General features: G+C 46.7%; 13 protein-coding genes. 7 read left to right on the forward strand and 6 right to left on the reverse strand.

The window, feature by feature from the left end; translation table 11 throughout:
- Window positions 1-33: 33 nt before the first annotated feature.
- Both QUA20_RS22355 and QUA20_RS22360 read right to left on the reverse strand, forming a co-directional pair.
- On the reverse strand, window positions 34-1,053 hold the full coding sequence (locus tag QUA20_RS22355; protein ID WP_333191221.1) for an RRXRR domain-containing protein: 1,020 nt from the start codon (window positions 1,051-1,053) through the stop codon (window positions 34-36).
- A gap of 366 nt (window positions 1,054-1,419) precedes the next feature.
- Window positions 1,420-1,848 carry a (R)-mandelonitrile lyase gene (locus tag QUA20_RS22360; RefSeq protein ID WP_333191223.1) on the reverse strand — a complete coding sequence of 143 codons (429 nt, stop codon included), beginning with the start codon at window positions 1,846-1,848 and terminating at the stop codon, window positions 1,420-1,422.
- 398 nt (window positions 1,849-2,246) lie between these two features.
- Here QUA20_RS22360 and QUA20_RS22365 point away from each other — a divergent pair, with 398 nt between their 5' ends.
- Both QUA20_RS22365 and QUA20_RS22370 read left to right on the forward strand, forming a co-directional pair.
- Window positions 2,247-3,230, forward strand: coding sequence for an AraC family transcriptional regulator (locus tag QUA20_RS22365; RefSeq protein ID WP_333191225.1), 984 nt, complete (start codon window positions 2,247-2,249; stop codon window positions 3,228-3,230).
- A 202-nt stretch (window positions 3,231-3,432) separates the two neighbouring features.
- Complete coding sequence (locus QUA20_RS22370) at window positions 3,433-3,675, forward strand: hypothetical protein (protein ID WP_333191227.1); 243 nt, start codon at window positions 3,433-3,435, stop codon at window positions 3,673-3,675.
- Between the two features lie 143 nt (window positions 3,676-3,818).
- Here QUA20_RS22370 and QUA20_RS22375 read toward each other — a convergent pair whose 3' ends face one another.
- Together QUA20_RS22375 and QUA20_RS22380 are read right to left on the reverse strand one after the other, a co-directional pair.
- Window positions 3,819-4,163, reverse strand: coding sequence for a hypothetical protein (locus QUA20_RS22375; RefSeq protein ID WP_333191228.1), 345 nt, complete (start codon window positions 4,161-4,163; stop codon window positions 3,819-3,821).
- Between the two features lie 94 nt (window positions 4,164-4,257).
- A complete protein-coding gene (locus QUA20_RS22380; protein ID WP_333191230.1) occupies window positions 4,258-6,789 on the reverse strand; it encodes a VWA domain-containing protein in 2,532 nt (843 codons plus the stop codon).
- 359 nt (window positions 6,790-7,148) lie between these two features.
- Here QUA20_RS22380 and QUA20_RS22385 point away from each other — a divergent pair, with 359 nt between their 5' ends.
- From QUA20_RS22385 to QUA20_RS22395, 3 genes are all read left to right on the forward strand, one after another.
- Window positions 7,149-8,135 (forward strand): AEC family transporter, encoded by a 987-nt coding sequence (locus QUA20_RS22385; RefSeq protein ID WP_333191232.1) that lies wholly within the window; start codon window positions 7,149-7,151, stop codon window positions 8,133-8,135.
- Window positions 8,136-8,304: 169 nt separating this feature from the next.
- Window positions 8,305-13,749, forward strand: a complete 5,445-nt coding sequence (locus QUA20_RS22390) for an AAA family ATPase (RefSeq protein WP_333191233.1) — start codon at window positions 8,305-8,307, stop codon at window positions 13,747-13,749.
- Between the two features lie 454 nt (window positions 13,750-14,203).
- Window positions 14,204-15,895, forward strand: coding sequence for a calcium-binding protein (locus QUA20_RS22395; protein ID WP_333191234.1), 1,692 nt, complete (start codon window positions 14,204-14,206; stop codon window positions 15,893-15,895).
- Between the two features lie 66 nt (window positions 15,896-15,961).
- Here the strand turns inward: QUA20_RS22395 and QUA20_RS22400 are convergent, their stop codons facing one another.
- Window positions 15,962-16,324: a hypothetical protein gene (locus QUA20_RS22400; protein ID WP_172189867.1), complete on the reverse strand. Its 363-nt coding sequence runs from the start codon at window positions 16,322-16,324 to the stop codon at window positions 15,962-15,964.
- Between the two features lie 399 nt (window positions 16,325-16,723).
- Between QUA20_RS22400 and QUA20_RS22405 the strand changes: the two genes are divergently transcribed.
- Entirely contained in the window at window positions 16,724-17,566 is an 843-nt protein-coding gene (locus QUA20_RS22405) for a photosystem II manganese-stabilizing polypeptide (RefSeq protein ID WP_333191236.1), read from the forward strand.
- Between the two features lie 462 nt (window positions 17,567-18,028).
- Window positions 18,029-18,802, forward strand: a complete 774-nt coding sequence (locus QUA20_RS22410) for an RNA polymerase sigma factor SigF (protein WP_333191238.1) — start codon at window positions 18,029-18,031, stop codon at window positions 18,800-18,802.
- 334 nt (window positions 18,803-19,136) lie between these two features.
- On the opposite strand, the gene QUA20_RS22415 is transcribed toward QUA20_RS22410, so the two are convergent.
- Window positions 19,137-20,303, reverse strand: coding sequence for a pyridoxal phosphate-dependent aminotransferase (locus tag QUA20_RS22415; RefSeq protein WP_333191241.1), 1,167 nt, complete (start codon window positions 20,301-20,303; stop codon window positions 19,137-19,139).
- Window positions 20,304-20,313 lie beyond the last annotated feature (10 nt).

Raw genomic sequence — 20,313 nt, forward strand, 5'->3', positions numbered from 1 at the left:
TGGAGGGCAGCGGAGGGTTGAAACCCCGTCCTTTTAGGACGGCTTTACAGTTCGCCATGAATTGTAAGCCAGAAACTTGCAATCCGTGGGCTTTGCGTTTTGACACAGGCGTTTTCCTGTATTAAGACTGTGCAGGCTAATTCGAGATTTTTTAGCATCTTCGCCACCTACGTAACACTTTCCATACTTAGGATGCTTGACAATCCCCCCACGCTTCAATCCTTGCGACATGGAGCCACCGTAAGGACGGCGATATCCGTTTTTCCCAGGGTTAAAAACGTGCAATTGTCTGCGATAAATGCGGATGGGCTTACATTCCATCACCACCATATTTTCTGGTGATATATCGCCACCTACCAACAGGTAAGCTAGCACCCAAGAATCGACACAATGGGCATCAAAAACATTGGATAACTTGACACTAGATTTTTTTAGACCTAATTTTTGACGAGTTAAGTAGGTGTCGGTATAGCCATCAAATAGGGTGACAGGTGCAATTTTTTCCAACTCGGAATAGCACCATTTTTTGCCAACTTCTAAAGGCGAAAATGACGTATTCCACTTGTGGCAACCTTTTTTTGTCAATGCTTTTACATCCTCAATTCCAATACCTGAAAGGGGAAAGATGGTATCAAAAACTTTGACTACTCGGATTTTTAATTGCCAACGCGCAAGCGTGCTCGGAGGAATCGGGCCACGCGAACGGTTTTGACGAGGTTGGCGACAAGGTGTTTTTCGATTACGTCTTGCACGTCTGGCATTTGTACTTGTCTGTTCAGCATCTTTAACCCAATCAACAGCATGAAACTGCTGATTTAAGTAGGTGTGAGCTTTTGATTTGACTGTGTACCCCTCACGTTTAGAACCCGGATCGATTCCAACTGCTACGGGTTGAGTATGACGATTTGAAGGTTCAACGTTTAAGCGGACACAAAAAATCCCTTTACGGAAAAATGGTGTTGCTTTTCCAGATTTAATCCAACGCTCTGCCCTTGCGGGTGTTGTTGGCATTAAAGGACGTTGCTCAAAGTCCACTACAGGAACGTATTGCATGGTGTTTGTTTGGCGATAAGCCTAACTGTTTAATTTCCTTCGACTTTGACTAACGGAGCGGTTACAGGTTAGGAAGAGCGCCTATAACGTCCAATGAAAGTGCCACCTTCAGTTAGTTCAAATTGGCTTCTCGGCCGTTGTCTAGTCCTACTTGCGCTTGTGTTCTACCTATGGCTTGGTTTCCCTACAAGCCCCATCCCTTTAGGGTGGGGTTAGTGACTTTAAATTCGCTCCTTCAAGAGCATTGGCTAACATCTATATCAGTCGTTCACCTCAAATTAGCCCAACTTAACATCAATATATAGCCGCACTACACCAAAGGGCTAGAAGGTGAAATCAAGGGCGACATTATTGGATTCTACGTTGTTAAAATGACGGCCCTGGCGCACTGTACTGCTCGTCGCTGACCTGTTCCATCCAGTCGGTACTCTTGCCGTCGAGCTGTTCCACGATCGCGATATGCGTCATCGCAGTGTTTGGCGAGGCTCCGTGCCAGTGTTTCTGACCGGGCGGAATCCGGACGACATCTCCTGGCCGGATCTCCTCGATCGGGCCACCCCAGCGCTGCACCCGCCCGACACCTGCTGTCACGATCAATATCTGACCGAGCGGATGGGTGTGCCATGCCGATCGAGCACCAGGCTCAAACGTAACGTTGGCGCCAAACGTGTTTGCTGGAGCGATCGCCTCGAACAGAGGATCGACGCGCACCGAACCTGTGAAGTTTTCGGCTGGCCCCTTCCGCGAGGGCACAGAGCCGCTTCGCGTGATACTGATTGTCTGCGAATCTTGCATTGGCGAGGTCTGGGAACACCGGACCCCTCGGCGGTTCCTGCCGGATTTGCTTGGGCCGAGGCCGAAGCGAGCAGAGAAAGCGATAGGACCGTTGCGGTGAGCAGTTTCATCGTTTGAATTCCTTTGGCTAACCCAATTGTAGAGATCGAACACGCGATCGCCTGCTCTATCAATAGGGATGAATTTTTTAAGAAGCAAGGTTCGCCTTGATGCCCTTTTGGTTGTCAGTAGGGGAATCTCTTGCCCAATCAAAACTGAGTTTACTTTTGTATAAAAATCCAGAATGCTTATAAGAAGCCGAAATGGTTTTTCATTGCTTTGGCTTCATTCTAAGAATCCTCAACGGCAAGCAATAGAACGATCGTCTAAGATTGTTGTACAATCCTGCAAACTTAGAAATGAACGCTGCCAAACCGAGTGAAAAGCCCGATATGGAGTTAATGAACGACCAGCAGGCAAAGCGCTTTGCAGACAGAGCGCAAGCCCACAGAGACGAACTAACTGAGCGGATTGCACGGGCGATTCGTCATGATGGGATGATTGAGCCGCTGAAAGGATTGTACTTCAACCGCTCCTCCTCACCTTCGGAATGCGTTCATAGTGTCTCTATCCCTGCCTTTTGTGCGATCGCTCAGGGCAGCAAAGAAGTGCTTCTGGGCTGCGATCGCTATCAGTACGACCCGATGAATTATCTGCTTGCTACGATCGAAATGCCGATTGCCAGCCAAATTCTGGAAGCGTCTAAGGCGCTACCGTACCTTAGCCTTCGCCTCGATCTCGACCCCACACTTGTCGGTTCAGTCATGGTTGAGGCGGGCGAGCCCTCACCGCAAAGGGGTGCTGATGTGAAAGCGATCGACGTAAGTCCGTTGGATGCAAATCTTTTGGACGCTGTGGTGAGGCTAGTCAGGCTTCTAGATTCCCCTGCTGAAGCTAATGTTCTGGCACCACTGATTAAGCGGGAAATTATTTACCGACTCCTGATGGGAGAGCAAGGTGGTCGGCTGCGTCATATTGCAGTTCTGGGTGGCTCTACCCACCAAATTGCTAGAGCAGTCGATCGACTTCGTAAAGACTTTAACCAGCCGCTTCGGATTGAAAGCATCGCACGAGAGCTTGGAATGAGTGTATCGAGCTTCCACCATCACTTCAAGTCTGTCACTGCCATGAGTCCCTTGCAGTTCCAGAAGCAACTGCGACTGCAGGAAGCTCGCCGTCTGATGCTGGGGCAAAACCTTGACGCTACCAGTGCAGCTTACCGTGTCGGTTATGACGATTCCTCGCACTTCAACCGAGAGTACAAGCGGCTTTTTGGTATACCACCGATGCGCGATATGGAGCGGCTGCGAGAAGCTGCTAGGCAGATTGCTAGTTCAACATGATCTCCTCAAGATGCCCTAATCAGGCCAGAAATCGCTAAAACATTCAAAAGCGGTTAGCGGAAGCGATTAACAAAGTTGAGGTGCAAATTGAGTATATTACCAGTGGGCGGATGACGGCTAAGGCTGTGGAAGATGAAGCTGAAGAAATTCCGTTTTAAGTAATAGAATATCACTTTGGTATAAGTGAGGATATACTGAAAGTATGAGTAAAACAACTTGGAATATCCTCGGTATCCTCACCATCTTGGCAGGGATTTCCTTCTTCATGTTGATACCAGAAAAATTTGCAGTCTTACCTCCCGATCAGCGCTCTAAATTTATTGAAGGTTATGTTTTGCTTGGGGGAGTGCTTGGTGTGATTGTCGGTATCTGTTTCTTTCCCAAATCTCGTCCTATAACCTTGCGAATTTTGGGAGCGAATCGGTATAGCGGGTTGCGTGTTTAATCTTATAGACGGCGCTCAGAGAGGTAACTTTTCTCAATTTCCCGTCACTCTCGCCTTCTGGCTACCAGGCTCGATTTATCTGGTGGTTAAAGGTCAGTTAGGACGAGTTCAGGGGTGACAACACTTCTGAAGCGCGATCGCTACTAACCTTGTTCTTCCAAATACTCTGCAACTGCTTGCAAGTCTTCCACTCCTCGGTTTAAGCGGTTGATCGTAGCTTCCCCAATCTCAGTATCAAAATTGAGTTTAGGATTTTGCAAAGCTAACTCTTGAATTGCCTCAAGCCATAGTGAAAGCGGTACATGGCGAACAGCTTCCCGTAACCCCATATTTGCCAATACTGCAAGATAAAAACCTGTAAAGTCTTGCCCTCCATAGTTATAGAAACCATGCCGTAGTTCTAGCTTTTCGGGTGTGTAGGCTGCGTATTGGTCAAAAGTGATCGGTGTGCGATCGAGTTGGGGTTGTGGCAGTGGTGGTGTATCCATATTTTTTACCTTATTTGTTACCATCGACTACGCATTTACGGTTCATTTCAATCAGCTATATTTAACCAAAGTGGGCAAATGCCCACCCTAATTGCTACTTCCCTACCGTGAAATACTCATTCTTAGCATACACGCTAATAATGCAGTCTCCCACTTCAAAAAACATCCCCTGTTGCTCATCTTTAGAAAATTGCAAATTGCCGTATTTAGAATTAATTTCCTCAGCAGTCGCCGCTTTTGCCTCCATTTCATCCGGGATAAGTCCGGTAGAACCGATATAGAAAACCAGCGGTGAAACTTTTTCCCTGTACACTTTTTCAGCATAAGCTTCCAGTCGCTCATTCGCATTAGCTAAAGCAGCGACAAACTCCTCTCGCTTGACATCTTCTCCCTGCCATTTCGCTTGCAAAAGGCGCAGCAAACTATCTGCACCCACTTTGGCTAAAGTAGCGCTAACAATTCCGTTATCCTCCAACCCCAAAAACTCATCGAAAATCAGTTTCATCAAGTCGTCAACTTTGGTGATTTTTGTTCGGGATGACTGCGTTTTGTGTGCGAAGACAACAGGCTCATCTAAGGTGATGTCAAATGTCGGTTTTGCTAGCTTTTCGCCCGTGTTTTTGTGGTAAACTTCATAAAGGCGATCGAGAAATTTGTTGGCAGAATGCAATTTGCCGAAGTTGAGGATGTTTTTGCTGCCGATGTCGATTTTGTAGCTGACTCGCGAATCTACTGAACCGTTGGCGATCGCACTTTTTAAATCTGTGTATTCCGTCGTCGTCGGAAAGTTGATGTAAAGGCTTTTTGACAGATAATGCTGTTTCAATTCTTCCAATTGTTCCGCAGTGTAAGCCTCGGATTCTTCCTTCAAATGAGCTGAGAGAATGCTAAAGAGAATTTTGATTTCTGCGAGTTCCTCAAACACTCCGTCAAGGCTGCCGTAACGCCCGTCAAAAGGCACCAGGGGCAAAGTCTCTAACTTAATATCGTACTCTGAACGGAAGTCAAATTCTTGCACGGGCGAACCGTCTTTTTCAAGGACACCGCATTTTTTGAGCAAATCAAACACTGGTTTGCTGCTGATTTTGGTTCGCAGCGACTTAATATTAACTTCGCCATCGCTGACAATGGTATAATTGTTGAAAGTATTGAGGTCTGTAACGAGAATTCCCGCCACTTCTGCGATTAAAGTTCCATCCTCAACTTTTACCAGCTTAGCTTTTCGGGTAATCAGCATATTGATCGTAGCCGTATTTTGATTGATGGCAAATGAACCCATTTGCACGTATTCCCCACCATCTAAGAATTCAGTTTTCAGCCAAGGCTTGACAAGGTTGCCGTTTTCGTCTCGCTTTCCCTCAATTCGCTTCACACCTTTTCGCTGATAATTTTCTTGCAAGTGTTTCAAGTTGATGATGATGCTGTTGCTGTTTTCCTCCAATATCTTGATTAACTCCAGCAGGGAAATTTTATCGCTGACTTTTACCCGATCGCCAATTTCATGATTTTTCAACACCTCAGGCGCAAAAACAGCCTGTTCTAAATCTTCCGTAAACTCCGCTATTTGGGCATTTGTCAAAGCTTTAGCGTGTTTTTCCGTCAAAGTAGCGTCGAAGGTGCTCGCCAGCGCATACTTAGCCGTATTTAAATTGCCGTCAGCGAGGTTAGCTTTCGCAAAAGCCAACACCGACTCATCAGTTTGAGCAACGGGAACATCTACTTTGTCATACTCATCTTTGGCGACTTTCTGATATTTGTAAAAAAGTCCGCGATCGTCTGGTTTCAGCCCGCAGATTTTCAGCGTGCTCGATGAACCGTTGATTTTCTTGCCGCTTTTGGAAACAAAAACTTGATAATCATATTCCTTAATTAACGGTTCTTCCAGCGCAGGCGCAACCGAACTGCCTAACAGTTTTGTGCTGTCGTAAAGAGCATCATAAACCATTTTGACTTCGCCAGCGCGGATGCAATTTCCCGATAATGTGTTGGCGATTTTGGAGAGAAGTTTGAAGTCGGCCGAGGCATAGGATATCGTGTTGGCAAACACATCCATGTCTTTGAGTTCTTCGCAAATTTCCCCTAGTTTTGCAGCTTCCGAATTGGCACTGGGGTCATTTGCATAGCCGTCTGTGTGCAAATTTATTGCTGTCATTTCTCCCGCTTTAATCAGAGATTTAGCGAGTTGCATCGACTGCGATATGCAGGTACTGCCAGCCGTGTGGATTTTTTGAATTTCTTTGATGTATGGAGAGTCAAGCTTCAGCACTTCTTGAATATGAATTCGCTGGAAGTGACAAATTACGTCCCCATTGCCAGCATAGGAAATCAGGCTGACAATTAGCTGGTAATTGTTGTATTCGTCTAAGGTCAAAAGCTTAATTAGGGTTTCTTTCAGCGGTTTTAAGTCATAATACATTGAGCCGGAACGGTCGATGATGATGATGCTGTGAGCGACGGATTTTTCAGGGATATCACCGGGCTTTCTTTCTAAATTAATGCGATCGACTAGATAGAAAGCTTTCGCGTTTCCGGCAAAATTGTAGAGGGTAAATTTGGTGCGAGTATTGGAGGCTGCTTGGCTGCTGGAACGTTTGACTTGAGATGATTGTTTTGCTTGCCGTGCCATAGTTTTAACCTATGTTGACTTATTCCTCAACTTCATCATGACACGCGCTTCTGTGGATGTCAAGGCCTGTGTGGAAAATTATCTGCGAAGCTGAATAAGCATTAATATTTAGCGCTGCGGTGCCAGGGAAAAGTGCGGCGGTAGGCTAAAGGTCAATACAATTCAGTTAAGATCGATCCCCCCTAGCCCCCCTTAAAAAGGGGGGGACAAGAACTTATTCAAAGTCCCCCTTCTTAAGGGGGATTTAGGGGGATCTCCGAGGAATAAATATTTTTAACCCAAGCGTATTGGGCTAAAGGTGGGCTGTTTTGGCAAAAGTAGTTGATCTGCGTAAATATTTAGTAAAGATTTAGCCAATCATGCTTTATTTAGAAAATCCGCTGCTCAAACTTTATATAAATCTGATCGGATGGGTGGCGTTGGGATTTTTTCTCGGCCGCCAGCTACCGAGAAGCTATTCTACATATTTAGCCAAGTTTCTTTTCTTCTTTGGCACGCCATTGAGCATTGTTGCTTTCATCCGTAGCGCCAATTTGTCGGGCGCTATTTGGATGGCGCCACTGATAGCTTGGGCGGCAATTCTAGCAGGTGGAGGACTCGCTGGGATTTTGATAATTTTCGGTGTCGGCGACGAACGTTTTAAGACTCTTAATCCGATCGCCCAAAATAGCCCGGAACACACCAGCGCATGGAGTTTGCCCACTCAAGGCAGCTTCTTATTGGCAACGATGGTTGGTAATACGGGTTTTTTAGGCATTCCCGTCACCTTGTCCTTATTAGGATCGGAACACTTTGCCTGGGCGTTGTTTTACGACTTGCTAGGCACTACGATGGGAATCAATATACTGGGAGTTGCTATTGCTTCTCACTGCGGTAAAAGCGATCGCCCTCAGAGTTGGTTAGGTCCGGTGCGGGCAATTTTTCTGAATCCGGCACTGTGGGCTTTTGGTTTAGGATTTGTCTCGCGCAGCTTGCCGCTGTCGCCACAAATCGCAGAATTGTTAACAACAGGCGCTTGGACTGTAATTACTTTAGCTTTAATTACGATCGGGATGCAGTTAAGCAAGTTAAATTCCTTACACAACCTCAAACAAGTTTTGGCTTGTCTGGCGATTAAAATGCTGTTAGTTCCCTTGGTAATTGGCACGGGATTAACGTTTTTGGGGATTGCGGGTGCGCCGCGACTTGTGCTAGTGCTGCAAATGGCAATGCCTCCTGCTTTTGGTACTACATTGCTGGCAGAAGCTTTCAATCTCGATCGCGAATTAGCGGTAAGTGCGATCGGCCTCGGCTGCGTTAGTTTATTATTCACTATTCCTATATGGATGAGGCTATTTAATTATTAATAAAAATAATAATTGCTCCGTTTAAAACGCTCCTTACTTCAGTGATCCCCATCACAAACATTGAGCGATATATGTCATCTTGATTTAAAATAACAATCACGGGACTTGGAAACTGTATTGGCTTCTGCTAATGTGGAAATAGCCCGCTGAGGAAGGGAAGAATAAAAGTATGGTAAGTATAAATTTTTCCTTGACAGGTTATCAAATTCTCGATCGCCTTTACTCAGGAACTCGCACCCTAGTTTATCGAGCTTTCCGCACTGGCGACAAACAGCCCGTAGCCATCAAAGTCTTGCGGAACGAGTATCCCAGCTTCAGCGAACTGGTGCAATTTCGCAATCAGTACACGATCGCCAAAAACCTCAACTTGCCCGGAATCATCGAAACCTACAGCTTGGAAACCTACCACAACAGCTATGCGCTGGTAATGGAAGACTTTGGGGGAATTTCTGTCAATGAATGGATGGAACAAGGGGAAACGGCCCCGACTCTGAGCGAGTTTTTGCAAGTAGCGATCGACCTGAGCAATACATTAGATATACTCTACCGCCACCGGATAATTCACAAAGACATTAAACCAGCGAATATTTTAATTAATCCGCAAACAAAACAAGTCAAACTCATTGACTTTAGTATTGCATCTTTGCTGCCAAGGGAAACTCAAACCCTGATGAATCCTAACGTGCTGGAAGGGACACTCGGCTATTTGTCTCCCGAACAAACGGGAAGGATGAATCGGGGGATTGACTACCGGACAGACTTTTACTCTTTGGGCGTGACTTTTTACGGATTGCTGGCGGGACAATTGCCGTTTCAATCCAACGATGCGATGGAATTGGTACACTGTCATATTGCCAAACAACCGCTATCACTGCATGAAATAAATCCCGCAATCCCGCCCGTCCTATCGGAGATTGTCAGCAAATTAATGGCAAAGAATGCCGAAGACCGCTATCAGAGTGCCTTGGGGCTGAAATTCGATTTAGAATTTTGTTTGAAGCAACTTGAAGAAAACGGTAAGATAGAGAGTTTTACGATCGCGCAGAGGGATGTGGGCGATCGCTTCCTCATACCCGAAAAACTCTACGGTCGCGAAACCGAAGTGGCCGAATTGCTGGCAGCATTCGATCGAGTATCAGGTTTTTCCCAGCAGCCATCAGAACAGGGTGGAGGCTGTGAGTTAATGTTAGTCGCGGGTTTTTCTGGGATTGGGAAAACTGCAATTGTTAATGAAGTTCACAAACCAATTGCCCGCCAGCGCGGCTATTTCATCAAAGGCAAATTCGACCAATTTAACCGCAACATTCCTTTCTCAGCTTTTGTCCAAGCATTTCGAGATTTAATGGGACAATTGTTGAGTGCCAGTGACCAGGAGTTGAAAAATTGGCAAACTCAAATATTGCAAGCAGTAGGGGATAACGGACAAGTCATTATTGAAGTAATTCCCGAACTCGAAAGAATTATTGGGCCACAACCGCCCGCACTAGAATTATCAGGAACGGCGGCACAAAATCGGTTTGATTTGCTGTTTCAAAATTTTATTCGCGTGTTCACCAAACCAGAACATCCCCTGGTGATGTTTTTGGATGACTTGCAGTGGGCTGATTCCGCCTCGCTGCGGTTAATGCAACTGCTGGTTACCGAGTCAGCAAGCGGCTATTTATTAGTAATTGGTGCCTACCGAGATAATGAAGTCTTTGCAGCACATCCCTTGATGCTGACACTGGATGCAGCCGTCAAAGCTGGGGCAACGGTGAATACTCTGACGCTGGAACCGTTGAGTTCAGAAAGTCTAAATCATTTGGTTGCTGATACGCTCAATTGCGATCCATCTTGGGCAAAACCTTTGGCTGATTTGGCGGCACAAAAAACCCAGGGAAATCCCTTTTTTGCAACGCAGTTTCTCAAAGCACTGCATCAGGATGGGCTGATTGATTTTGACCGGGTTGCTGGTTATTGGCAGTGCGATATTGTGCGAGTTCGGGAGGCAGCGCTGACGGATGATGTGGTCGAGTTTATGGCGTTGCAGTTGCAAAAATTGCCGCCAGGGACTCAAAATGTGTTGAAGTTGGCTGCTTGTGTTGGGAATCAGTTTGATTTGGGGACTTTGGCAGTTGTCTCCCAGCAATTGGAAACGGAAACGGCGGCGGATTTGTGGAAGGCTTTGCAAGAGGGGTTAATCCTGCCTGAAAGTGAAGTCTACAAGTTTTATATGGGGCGAGAAAGACGGGAGGAGACCGACAATTCGGAGGTGGTGAATTACAAGTTTTTGCACGATCGGGTTCAGCAAGCTGCCTATTCTTTAATTCCCGAACAAGAGCGATCGCGCGCTCACTATCAGATTGGACAATTGCTGATCCAGCAAATTTCACCCGCAGCTATAGAAGAGCAAATTTTTTCAGTCGTCAATCAGTTGAATTATGGTATTGCGCTGATTGAACACCAAACAGAACGATCCGATTTGGCACAACTCAACCTCACGGCTTGCCGCAAAGCCAGAGCCGCTACTGCTTATCAAGCTGCTCGCGAGTATGCTGCGATCGGGCTAAATTTGCTTGGAGAGAGCGCTTGGCAACGACAGTACGAGATGACCTTGAACTTGCACGAAATAGCCGCAGAATTGGCTTCACTCTGTGGTGAATTTGACCAGATGGATCGGTGGATTGATACTGTGATTCATCATACCAGCACTCCCCTAGAGCGAGTGAGCGTTTATATCGTCAAAATTCAGGCATTAACGTCCCAGAACAAGTTTTTAGAAGCAATTGCTATCGGTTTGTTGAGTCTCAAAGAATTAGGAGTTGAATTGCCCGATCGCCCTACATCAGAAGATATTCAGCAAGCAGTGCAGGAAATTAATAGCTCGATCGCCGATCGACCTATTGAAGACTTATTCGATCTGCCAGCGATGGTAAACCCCCAAAAGCTGGCTGCGATGCAAGTGGCGGCAAGTATGGTGTCAGCTTGTTATCTCGTTGGTTCGTCTTTGTTTGCACTGGTGACGGCCTTACAGGTAAATTTATCTATCCAATATGGCAACAGTCGCAGTTCAGCTTATAGCTATAGTTGTTATGGCATTTTTCTCAACAGCTTTCTACAAGATGTGACGGTAGCCGATCGGTTTGGTCGATTAGCTTATCGTCTTGGCAGTAGCGCGGAGGCCAAAAATATTCGTTCTGCAACTTTTGCTGTGATCGGACTCTGTTTGTACCATCGCAAATCGCATTTGCAAGATACCATCCCCATTATTGAGGCAGCCTATCAAGCCGGATTAGAAACAGGCAATCTAGAGTTTGTCGGGTATAGCGGGCAAGCATTTTGTATAAATGCTTTCTGGTGCGGTCAACCTTTGGCAGAACTTGAGCCCCAAATTCGGGCATACCGTCAGCAATTACTCGACCTCAACCAACTAACGACGGCAAATTATTGTTCGGTTTTTTGGGAAGCAACGCTGTTTTTATTGGGTAATCCAAACAACTTTGAGATTTCCTTTGAACAGGAAGGCTATGAGGAGAAGCTGGTTTCTCAGTCGCTTGCCTCTAACGATTTTTACCGACTCTGCATCTTCTATTTGTACAGGGCGACGTTGAGATTCCTGCAGGGAGACATTGCTGGGGCCGCAGTAGATGTCGATCGAGCAAGACAGTATATCGCGGGAAGTGTAGGAACTGCTTCCGAAGCTGGTTTATATTTCTATGAGTCACTCATAGCCCTTGCCACTCCTGAGTCCGAGACTGAGTTAGAAACGCAGTGGCAACGAGTTGAGGAAAATCAAAGGAAGTTGCAGCATTGGGCACAACACGCCCCCATGAATTATTTGCATAAGTGGCAGTTGGTAGAAGCAGAGAAATACCGAGTTGCCAGACAGAGGGCAGAAGCTATTGAAATGTACGATCGCGCCATTTCTGGAGCGAAAGAAAACGAATACATCCAAGAAGAAGCTCTCGCTAACGAACTAGCAGCTAAATTCTACCTCGACTGGGGCAAAGAAAAAGTGGCGCAAGCTTATATGCAAGAAGCCTACTACTGTTATGCTCGCTGGGGTGCGAAAGCCAAAATCGATGACTTAGAAAAGCGCTATCCCCAACTTCTTGCTCCCATATTGCAGGCAAGAGAAAATCGTTTTGGAATCAGCGAAACTCGCCTCCACACAATCAATAAATCGTCAGTTTTACATCAAACCTGGCACACAACTCTATCTAGCAGCAGCAGTATTTACGAAGCCCTCGATTTCTCGACTATTCTCAAAGCCTCCCAAACTCTATCGAGTGAAATTCAATTAGAAAAATTGCTGGCTGCACTGATGTGTGTGGTGATGGAAAATGCCGGGGCAAAAAAAGCTGTTCTGCTGTTGCTTAAGGATGGGAATCTCGCGATCGAAGCTGTAGCCTCCTTCCATCAAGATGTCATCTCAATATCTGTACCGCTGTCAGCCAGCGACGAGGTTCCCGCTGCTGTGGTCAACTATGTTAAGCGGACTTGGAAAACTGTAGTTTTGGATAATGCAGCAGTACAAAGCGATTTTATTGCCGATCCGTATTTGATGCAGGAAAAGCCCAAAAGTGTGCTGTGCGCGCCAATTTTAAATCAGGGTAAATTAATCGGCTTGCTATATCTAGAAAATAACTTGACAATTGGTGCATTTACAGAAGATCGCACTGAAGTCATCCAACTTTTGTGCGCCCAAGCGGCTATCTCTCTAGAAAATGCCCGCTTGTACCAACAATCTCAAGCTTATTCACAAGAATTAGAGCGATCGCTCCTCGATTTGCAGCAAGCACAGTTACAAATCGTGCAAAGCGAAAAAATGTCCGCCTTGGGCAATTTAGTAGCGGGAGTTGCCCACGAAATTAATAATCCTGTCGGCTTTATTAGCGGCAATATTGAGGAAGCAACCACCACAATCAAAGATGTGATTGGTCACTTAAAATTATATCAACAAAAACTGCCAAATCCCGGCGAGGAAATCGAAGAAGATGCGGAGGATATTGATTTAGAGTATGCTTTAGAAGATTTGCCAAAGATGCTGTTGTCGATGAAAGTGGGATGCGATCGCATTCGCGGCATTAGCACTAGCCTCCGCACCTTCTCCAGAGCCGATAAAGACTACAAAGTTCCCTTTAATATCCATGAGGGCATTGACAGCACCATCTTAATTTTGAAACACCGACTGAAAGCCAACGAACACCATCCCCCGATCGAAGTCGTCACAGACTACGGCAATCTCCCGCAAATTGAATGCTTTCCCGGTCAACTGAACCAAGTCTTTATGAACCTGCTTGCTAACGCGATCGATGCCCTAGAAGAATCAAACCAAGGACGCAGTTTGGAGGCAATTAAAGCAAATCCACACTGTATCACTGTTCGTACCAGTCTGTCGGGCGATCGGCACATCAAAGTTCAGATTGCCGATAACGGTGCGGGCATGACTGAAGCCGTGAAACAGCGGATTTTTGACCATTTGTTCACTACGAAGGCAGTAGGAAAAGGTACGGGGTTAGGATTGGCGATCGCCCGCCAGATTGTAGTCGAAACCCACGGCGGAACAATTAATGTAAATTCTACTTTGGGGGGAGGAAGTGAATTTGAGATAGTGTTACCTATTAACGGATAAAAGTAGAGGGCATCCGTCCTACCATTTTAGATTTTAGATTTTAGATTTTAGATTGAAGAATTGGGAATTACAGATGACCTAATGATTTGGAACACGGGCCTACAGTTGCATTCTTGTTTAAAAGTGGTATCAGAAGTAAAAAATTGAGGAGGAGGAAGGATGAAAAAGGTTATTCATTTTTCATTCTTCCTCCTTTTGTTTGTCGAGTTTGAGTTCCTTGAGTCCGATCGACTAATTTCTATTTGAAAAAATCCCGAGTAACTAAATTAGATTGCCGATCGGGCATTATACCAGCCCCGATCGCAACTGCGGACACGGGCAAAACTTCCAGCGCCCCTTCGCCAGATTGCCAAAATCTCAATTATGCTAACCTAGGCAAGCAGCAATCCCTTGTCACGAAGGCGATTAACATAATTTCAAACAATTTATTTTATTGAGGACCGGTGTATCCCGTATGGCAAACCTGATCGGCACAGACAGCAACGACTTTATTCTAGGAACTCCGCTGAGCGATCGAATTCGCGCCTTAGATGGCGATGACACGCCCCTGGGTGCGGGAGGAGATGACACCCTAGAGGGCGACGGCGGCAACGACCAGCTTCTTGGAGGTGACGGGGCAGATTCGCTGATTGGCGGTGAAGGAAATGACGAACTTATTGGCAACCAAGGCCGCGATTTTGCTTCCGGCGGGAACGGCGACGACTCGATTCGCGGCGGTTTGGGGAACGACATCCTCGAAGGCAACGACGGGATAGACAGCGTGGTGGGAGACGCTGGGGACGACTTAGTTTTTGGCAACGGAGGCTTTGATGTGATTGCCGGCGGTACTGGCAACGACACCCTCACAGGAAGTGACGGCGACGATTCCGTGTTCGGGAATGCTGATGAGGACTTTCTCTACGGGAATTTTGGGAACGATTCTCTCAACGGCGGTAGCGGCAGGGATCAACTGTTGGGCGGTGAGGGCAACGATTACTTGAGTGCCAGCGACGGCGACGACACTTTGTACGGCAATGCCGACAACGATTCGCTCTTCGGAGATGCTGGTAACGACCAGATATTCGGCGGCAAGGCTGACGATACAGTTTTTGGCGGCACAGGTTCCGATACGCTTCGCGGGGATGAAGCCGACGACTCGGTACTGGGAGATGAAGGCAATGACTTCCTGTTTGGTGGCAAAGGTAATGATGCTCTCGACGGCGGTTTTGGCGATGACTCCTTGGCCGGAGGTATCGGCGACGATACAATTTTGGGCAGTTTCGGCAATGACAATTTATTTGGGGCAGAGGGTAATGATTCTCTGATCGGAGGTGAGGGTTCGGATACTCTGACTGGCGGCAGCGGCAGCGATGTCTTTGGATTGGGAGCCGGGCCTGGCAGTTTGGCTTTAATTACTGATTACAATGAGGCAGAGGATTTCTTTGGACTGCCGAGCAATTTATCTTTCGCTCAACTGCAAGTTCGGCAAGGTAACGGTGCAAATATCAGGGATACAGTAATTACGACGCTCGACGGCAAGCTTTTAGCAATTTTGACAGACACTCCGGCGGCGCTGCTCGATGCCAATGATTTTATCGCTGTGACTGGGACGGTTCCCCCCAGACCAACCACGATTACAACTACAACTACAGTTACAACCACAATTACAGATCCAAATCAACCTCCAACTCCAACTCCGGCTCCAACTCCGGCTCCAACTCCAACTCCGACTCCGGCTCCAACTCCAACTCCAACTCCAACTCCGACTCCAACTCCGACTCCGACTCCAACTCCAACTCCGACTCCAACTCCAACTCCAACTCCGACTCCAACTCCGACTCCAACTCCGACTCCGACAGCCGCACCGACTCCGACTCCGACTCCGACAGCCGCACCGACTCCGACTCCGACAGCCGCACCGACTCCGACTCCGACAGCCGCACCGACTCCGACGCCGACAGCCGCACCGACTCCGACTCCGACTGCTTCGAGGATTCCAACTCCGCCGACAGTTAGCGTGCCTGATACTGATTCGCCCCTGCTGTCAATTAGTTCGATCGCCCCGACGCAGACTCCCGGACTATTGCCAATGCCCGCCGGGCAGACGCCGATATTCCCGACGGTGCCGAACCCGATACCCTTACCTCCTACACCATTTGGGTTCTAGGCGCGATCGCCCAGCTCAGTTATGAGTTTGTGATTTTTACATAAACTCATAACTCAAAACTCAAAACTATTTAACGTCTTGTGGAGTCTCGGCCGAGTCTTCTGGCAACTCGGCTGGAGAATCTTCTAGGGGAGATAATTGTTGGGTGTACCCCAAGAGCGATCGAAGTTTCATGCGGTGGATGTAAGGCCAGCCACCATTGGCTTCAATATTCTTGAGTAGTTTGTAAAGTGCTTGGCGGTTGTCGGGAAAAGACGCTTGAAACAAACCGTCCCGAATTTCCCGGTGCGAAGCTTCCAGCGTCCGCAGCAGGGCCAAAAGCAGCAGACTGTCTCCCTGACAACTTTCGGCTAAAGTCCGAATCGCCTCTGTCAGCGATTGCATTTGAGACTGCAACTTTTCTGACTCTAAATCTTTGCCGTTGTCCATACTGCTGCTTCCTTTGAAATCTACAAGGCGTTTGTCCCCAGCCTTTTGGTCAGCCGACTAATCGAGCTAGTCGCGATCGCCATTCGGGGTCATAAGCAAAGTAACTTAAGTAGGTTGACTTAAGCAATATTAATTTGCAGTCCAAGCCAAGAAAAGAGCACAACCCGTCGTACCATGTGTATTGGGCTGCGATCCGAACATGATTGAGAAATCATAAGTTCTTGCTTATTTTCACTGGACTAGCTTGATTTTTTGAATCAATGTCGGTCTCGGTGAAGCGAGCGATCTGGATCTAAATGCTGCCCAAAGCGCTGGCGTAGCCTGCCGGCGGGCAATTATATTTTGCTCGAAGTAAGGCTTTTTCTTAATATAATCCGATGTTGGATATTGAGGTTTGCAATGAAATATCGTGCTTTAATTGTTGCACTTTTAGCATTTTGCATGAGTGCGCTGGTTGCTTGTTCTTCTGGTCCTGACACGACGGTGGCGACTACCGAGTTGCTCACCTATGACGAGATTAGAGGTACTGGATTGGCTAATAACTGCCCTAGCTTGGCAGAAACTTCTCGGGGATCGATCCCCCTCGAAGCGGACGGCACCTATAAACTGACTGGTTTGTGTTTGCAGCCCACAACTTTTTTTGTGAAGGAAGAACCAGCAAACAAACGTCAAGAGGCGGAATTTGTGCCTGGTAAATTGCTGACGCGGTTCACGTCGAGCATTGACCAAGTTCAAGGTACGCTCAAAGTCGGTACTGACGGAACTCTGACTTTCACAGAAGAAGACGGCTTGGATTTTCAAGCTATTACGATTCAGTTACCGGGCGGAGAGCAAGTACCTTTCTTGTTTACCATTAAACAGCTAGTGGCCAGTTCCGAACCGGGAGTGGTTGCTATCAATACTTCCACCGATTTGCGAGGGGAGTTTAACGTTCCTTCTTACCGCAGCGCAGGCTTTTTAGATCCTAAAGCTCGCGGGGTAGCGACTGGCTACGATAATGCTGTAGCGCTTCCGGCTACTGACAATTCCAAACTGAACCGCTCTAATGTAAAGCTGGCTGACACCCGCAGCAAGGCGGGCAAAATTTCTCTCCAAGTTGCTAAAGTCAACAGCGCCACTGGCGAAGTTGGCGGGATTTTTGAGAGCACGCAGCCTTCTGATACTGATTTGGGAGCTAGACCTGCTCTGGACGTGAAAATTCGGGGTTTGTTTTACGCTCGCATTGAGCCTTCTGTATCGTAAAATTGGGTTTCTGGATAGATCGAACTTGAGCAGTTTTTTGCAATAAAGCTACTGCTCGCCCTTCATTAGCCAACAGTCTTGACCAATATAAATTAAGACTGTTGACTAATGACTAAATTTATGATTTGATTGTGATTAGTCGCAAGTGATTAAGTTTGGATTTTTAATTAATTAAAGTATTGTATTTAAACAGCTTTCAGATTATAATATAGTGGTAAAAAATCCCGGTTAAATTCGGGATTTGGCCGAATACCTTCTATCTGGTAAAATGCTGCCTTCTGCCGAAGGCCTTCGGATCGTCGCCCTAAATCCCTGCACATTCCCAAAATTCAACAAGTGTGTCCGCTATCACACCTATTAAGTGCTAGGATTACACTACCTAAAAGTGAATTATTTTAGACTGTATTGGAAACTCGATCTAAAGCAACCTCAGTCCTCTCCTCTACCAACCCTTATGCCGCTATGTCTACCACAGTGCCCAACGAGCTAAAAAACGAAAATTTGCAATTGTTGCGCGAGTACCAACTTTCAGGATCGAATGAAATCCGCAATCAGTTAGTTAAACTGAATATTGGACTGGTGAGAAAAGAAGTTTACCACTGGCTAAACCAGTGCGGTGAAAGCTACGACGATTTGCTGCAAGTAGGGTGTATTGGGTTGATCAGGGCGATCGAGCGGTTTGATATGTCGAAGGGACACGCTTTTAGTTCCTTTGCAATTCCCTACATTCGGGGCGAAATTCAACACTACTTGCGGGACAAAAGCCCTTCTGTGCGATTTCCCCGCCACTGGCAGTCCCTGGAACGCAAATCTGTAGCAGCGATCAAGGATTTGCAGGTGCAGTTCAACCGCAAACCTACGGATGCTGAAGTAGCAGCAGTGCTTGAGGTTTCTGTAGAAGAATGGCAAGAAATTAAGTTGGCCCATCTCAACAGATCGCCTCTGAGTTTGGACGCGCCGATGCAAGATGAAGATGAGGGGGCTACTTGTCTCGGAGAATTGGTTCCCGATACCAAGTATCGGAGTTTTCAGTTGGCGCAAGAGGATCAAATTCGCGTACAGCAAGCTTTGGCTATGTTGGAACAACGGACTCGCGAGATATTGGAGTTTGTTTTTCTCTACGATTTGACGCAGAAAGAAACGGCTGAACGCTTGGGTATCAGTGCGGTGACTGTTTCTCGGCGAGTTAAGAAGGGGCTGGATTTGCTGAAAGAAATCATGACGAAACAGCTTTAGTTATTAGTCATTAGTCATTAGTCATTGGTCATTGGTCAGCAGTAGTTATACCAATTCTGAAAAGTTGTGCTAGATATAAATTATCAGCTATCGTCTGTAGGGAAACGGCACTGCCGTGTCCGACCGGTGGTGAGAGCGAATGAACGATAATTTATATAAGAGAATTACTTTAGCAATAGTTTTTAAAATTGGTATTAGTCAACAGTCAGCAGTATTCAGTCAACAGTCAATAGTCAACAGCGATCGGTAATTAGTCAGTTGCTACCAAGAACAAATAACAAATGACTAATGACTAATGACTACTAACTAATGACTAATGACTACTAACTAATTTTTAGATGCTGCGGACAAATTTATCGAGCCTTTCTACGGCTTTTTTAATTGTGCCTAAATCGGTGGCGTAAGACAAGCGAATGTGGTCGTCTGCACCAAAAGCAATCCCCGGAATAACTGCTACTTGCTGCTGTTCTAAGAAAGCGTCGCAAAATTCTAGAGAATTCATTCCAGTTTTGCTGATGTTGACAAACATATAGAAAGCACCGTCTGGTTTGATGCAGCTAATTCCGGGGACAGCATCGAGCAATTCAAATATTACCTGACGCCTTTCGGCAAAAGCTTGACGCATTTTTTCTACAGACTCTTGGCTGCTTTCCAAAGCTGCGATCGCGCCGTACTGTGCAAAAGTACACACGTTTGAGGTACTGTGACCTTGAATGGTGCTGGTGGCTTTGATTAATTCGATCGGCCCGGCCAAATAACCGATTCGCCAGCCTGTCATCGAGTAAGCTTTGGCAAAACCGCTGCTGATCAGGGTGCGATCGAAGATTTCTTGACCCAGGGAACCGATGCTGACGTGTTGGGCGCCGTCATATATAATTTTTTCGTAAATTTCGTCAGCAACGACTAGAATATCTCGATCGACTATCACCTCGGCTAGTGCTTTGATTTCCGCCAGAGTGTACACCATTCCCGTCGGGTTAGAAGGCGAATTCAGTACAAATAACTTGGTTTTGGGAGTAATGGCTCGACTCAGTTGTTCCGGTGTAATTTTATATCCTGTAGAAGCATCTGTCCGTACAATTACAGGCTTGCCGCTGGCGAGTTTTACCATTTCTGGATAGCTCAGCCAGTAGGGAGCAGGGATAATTACTTCATCCCCCGGATCGATCAGAGCCATCATCAGATTGTAGAGCGAATGCTTGCCGCCGTTGGTGACGATGATATTTTCAGGTTGATAGTTAAGGTTGTTGTCGTCGCGGAGTTTGCGGGCGATCGCAGCTTTTAACTGCGGTTCCCCAGTCACAGGGCCGTACTTAGTCTTCCCCTCGTCTAAAGCTTGTTTTGCCGCTGCTTTAACGTGTTCGGGGGTATCAAAGTCTGGTTCTCCCGTACTCAAACTACAGACATCAATCCCTTCGGCCTTCATGGCTTTAGCCTTAGCTGCGATCGCCAAGGTTATGGAAGGAGGAACCTCGCCCACTCGTGCTGCCAACTTAATCATTGGATTTTAG

This window comes from Microcoleus sp. Pol7_A1, assembly GCF_036701085.1.
GTDB classification, from domain to species: Bacteria; Cyanobacteriota; Cyanobacteriia; order Cyanobacteriales; family Microcoleaceae; genus Microcoleus; species Microcoleus asticus.

What these genes read in the sequence shown, in the direction of transcription:
- QUA20_RS22355 (WP_333191221.1), bottom strand. Translation starts at nt 1,053, where the DNA reads ATGCAATACGTTCCTGTAGTGGACTTTGAGCAACGTCCTTTAATGCCA.
- QUA20_RS22360 (WP_333191223.1), bottom strand. Translation starts at nt 1,848, where the DNA reads ATGCAAGATTCGCAGACAATCAGTATCACGCGAAGCGGCTCTGTGCCC.
- QUA20_RS22365 (WP_333191225.1), top strand. Translation starts at nt 2,247, where the DNA reads ATGAACGCTGCCAAACCGAGTGAAAAGCCCGATATGGAGTTAATGAAC.
- QUA20_RS22370 (WP_333191227.1), top strand. Translation starts at nt 3,433, where the DNA reads ATGAGTAAAACAACTTGGAATATCCTCGGTATCCTCACCATCTTGGCA.
- QUA20_RS22375 (WP_333191228.1), bottom strand. Translation starts at nt 4,163, where the DNA reads ATGGATACACCACCACTGCCACAACCCCAACTCGATCGCACACCGATC.
- QUA20_RS22380 (WP_333191230.1), bottom strand. Translation starts at nt 6,789, where the DNA reads ATGGCACGGCAAGCAAAACAATCATCTCAAGTCAAACGTTCCAGCAGC.
- QUA20_RS22385 (WP_333191232.1), top strand. Translation starts at nt 7,149, where the DNA reads ATGCTTTATTTAGAAAATCCGCTGCTCAAACTTTATATAAATCTGATC.
- QUA20_RS22390 (WP_333191233.1), top strand. Translation starts at nt 8,305, where the DNA reads ATGGTAAGTATAAATTTTTCCTTGACAGGTTATCAAATTCTCGATCGC.
- QUA20_RS22395 (WP_333191234.1), top strand. Translation starts at nt 14,204, where the DNA reads ATGGCAAACCTGATCGGCACAGACAGCAACGACTTTATTCTAGGAACT.
- QUA20_RS22400 (WP_172189867.1), bottom strand. Translation starts at nt 16,324, where the DNA reads ATGGACAACGGCAAAGATTTAGAGTCAGAAAAGTTGCAGTCTCAAATG.
- QUA20_RS22405 (WP_333191236.1), top strand. Translation starts at nt 16,724, where the DNA reads ATGAAATATCGTGCTTTAATTGTTGCACTTTTAGCATTTTGCATGAGT.
- QUA20_RS22410 (WP_333191238.1), top strand. Translation starts at nt 18,029, where the DNA reads ATGTCTACCACAGTGCCCAACGAGCTAAAAAACGAAAATTTGCAATTG.
- QUA20_RS22415 (WP_333191241.1), bottom strand. Translation starts at nt 20,303, where the DNA reads ATGATTAAGTTGGCAGCACGAGTGGGCGAGGTTCCTCCTTCCATAACC.